Below are 2,550 nucleotides of genomic sequence, written 5' to 3'. Positions count from 1 at the left end.
TCTCGGTAGGGTAGACGCGAGACGCCTCTTTCGAGGACGCCTCAGCGCCTCCCCCCGAACCGTGCTTGCACCTTTCAATGCACACGGCTCTCCATTCCGCTGGGCATCCGACCGCCGTGGTGAGCGACATGGCACTTGTGACAAAGAACGATGGTCCTACGCCGTCGCGCCGATTGCACCCAAGGCGTCAGTTGGCCGTGCCTCTTGTCCTTCAGGCGATGAGGATGATGCATCTCGAACGGCCCGTCGGTGTCGCCGCACGCTTCGCATTCTTCGGCGCGTAGACGGGTAACGAGGTCGTTCGGGCTCTGCGCGATCCGAGAGCCTACCGTGATGGTGTCGACGATGGGGTTATCCCACGTCTTCACGATCAGATGCTTCAGTTTCCACACCTTATGGACGCGTGGCTCGCCCCGGACCACGGTAGTTACGCCGTGATCCGGCCCCATTCTCAGATATTCCTCGGCCTGCCTTCTCGTCGAGCGTCGCCGGCATGCTACAGTCGCAAAGAGGCTCCTGAGCATTACCAGTTCCAGCTTGTCGAGCGACGCTTTCACGCCATCGGCGATCGCATAGTAGTTCGCGAAGCCTCGGAACTCTGAGTTATAGGCAACGATAATCTCCGGTACACTGGATTCCATGAGTTGCGGACGCACCCGACCATTCCTCATGTCGAGGTTGCCGAGCTTTTTGCGCCTGCAAAACGCATAGACCCGATTCCTTGGCACCCACAGCTTGATATTCCCCCGCGTTGGCCGACGAAGGATGCGTCGCATCCCGCCGCCGACCGTCTGACGCCCCGCCATTGTACCGGGAGAGCGCAACGTGAAGGCGCATACATGGAAGCCAAGGAACGGCGATCCCTTCGACGCATCGCGGACCCCGGTTTTCTCCGGTGACACCGCCAGATTGAGCCGATCAGCGAGGAAGTGCTGTATATCGGCCATGATCCTGACAGCGTCCGCCTTGCTGCCGATCACACCGACAAGGAAGTCATCGGCATAGCGGCAATAGCGCAGGCGGCGGAAGTTGGGGTCCATTTGATCGACGGACGATATCTTCCGTCGATCCCGATTGATGGCTTCGATCCGAGCTAGACACGCCCGGACCTCTGCCTCATCCGCACCATCGGCACGGATTGCATCGATCTTCTTACGAAGTGCGGCGATCTGCTGGCTTTGGGCGACATATGCAGGATTGGCCCGCCGTTTGACGCCCTTGTCGAAGCCCTCCCGCATTTCCTCCATGAACAGGTCAAGCTCATGGAGATAGATGTTGGCGAGCAAGGGCGAGATGACTCCACCCTGCGGAGTGCCGCTATAGGTCCGTTCGAACTTCCATTCATCCATGCACCCTGCCTTGAGCATCGTCCCGATCAGATCGATGAACACAGGATCATCGATCTGGCGGGCCAAGAGGCCGAGCAGGATGTCATGGTCGATGTTGTCGAAGAACCCGCGAACATCCACCTCGATCAGCCATTTCGCACCCGTCCAGGTTTTGCGGATCTCTTCGAGAGCCGTGTGGCAGGAGCGACCCGCGCGGAACCCATGGCTGTGCTGCGAGAACACAGGCTCATAAATCGCCGCGAGGATCATTCTCGCCGCCTCCTGAACGATGCGATCATCCGCCGTAGGGATGCCCAATGGGCGCATTTTACCATTGCCCTTGGGGATATAGACCCGCCGCACTGGACGAGGGCGGTAACGGCCTTCCGCCACGCGTTCAACCAGACGATCAAGCCTCGCCAGCGTCATGCCGTCGAAGGTCTGACCGTCTACTCCCGGCGTCATCGCACCCCGGTTCCGGGATACTCTGTCATAGGCCCGCTCATATAAGCAGCGGGACCGCATGAGGCGGTTTAGACCGTTGATCCGCTTGCCCGCCCGCGACAGGGCCGGAAGCTTCTCGATCCGTCTCAGGATAGTAGCGGTTTGCATCAGCAATCCCTTTCCTTTGATCCATCGAGGTTACAGAACTGCCGTCCTTCGCCCGGATGCTGCGGATTTCGACAAGGATTGCTCCCGCTTATACCGCTGCCCCGTCCGCCTCGCGGCGGCTGTCCCGGTCGTTACACCGGGCGTTTGACTACTATGACGGCTCCGTCGCCATGCAGGTCCGAACTAGCCGTCCTGTTTAGGCGATCCCGCAGTTGCGCGAGTGAGGAGTCGCGGCGCGTTTAGGTGCCCCGTTCGTTTCCTTGATCCCCTTACCGGAGCCACGCCGAGCGGACTGGCAGCGATTCACTGGGACGTGCTCCTCGCTCCGCTCGAGACGGTGTGTCAGCCGCGTTCACCGTCACCTACCTAGTGGTCGTTGGAAACTGGGATTCAGACAATCCAGTCTTCACCATGCGCGCCTTGCCTGCTGGTCAACCGTCAGGCTGCGGCGCCCGACTTCGATCCATCCACCGACATGCTATGGTCCCGTTTCCCTTTCGGAATTTCAGCTGGTTCGTCACCGGCACCGGTAAGTCGGTCAGGCATGAGCTATGCCAATAAGCTCAGTTCATACGAACACTCCTTTCTTCTTCGCGCCACAACGGCGCAC

General features: G+C 59.8%; 1 protein-coding gene. It reads right to left on the bottom strand.

Going from position 1 to position 2,550, the window contains the following annotated elements; translation table 11 throughout:
• Positions 1 to 74: 74 nt before the first annotated feature.
• A complete protein-coding gene (locus S2M10_RS09885; protein WP_168845899.1) occupies positions 75 to 1,940 on the bottom strand; it encodes a reverse transcriptase/maturase family protein in 1,866 nt (621 codons plus the stop codon).
• Positions 1,941 to 2,550 lie beyond the last annotated feature (610 nt).

It is taken from the genome of Sphingomonas sp. S2M10 (assembly GCF_012650175.1).
Taxonomy (GTDB): Bacteria; Pseudomonadota; Alphaproteobacteria; order Sphingomonadales; family Sphingomonadaceae; genus Sphingomonas.
The sequence above is the reverse complement of the archived record's forward strand: the minus strand, read 5'-3'. Positions and strand labels throughout refer to the sequence as shown.

Excerpts from the sequence above, each read along its gene's own strand:
- S2M10_RS09885 (WP_168845899.1), bottom strand. The coding sequence starts at position 1,940 with ATGCAAACCGCTACTATCCTGAGACGGATCGAGAAGCTTCCGGCCCTG.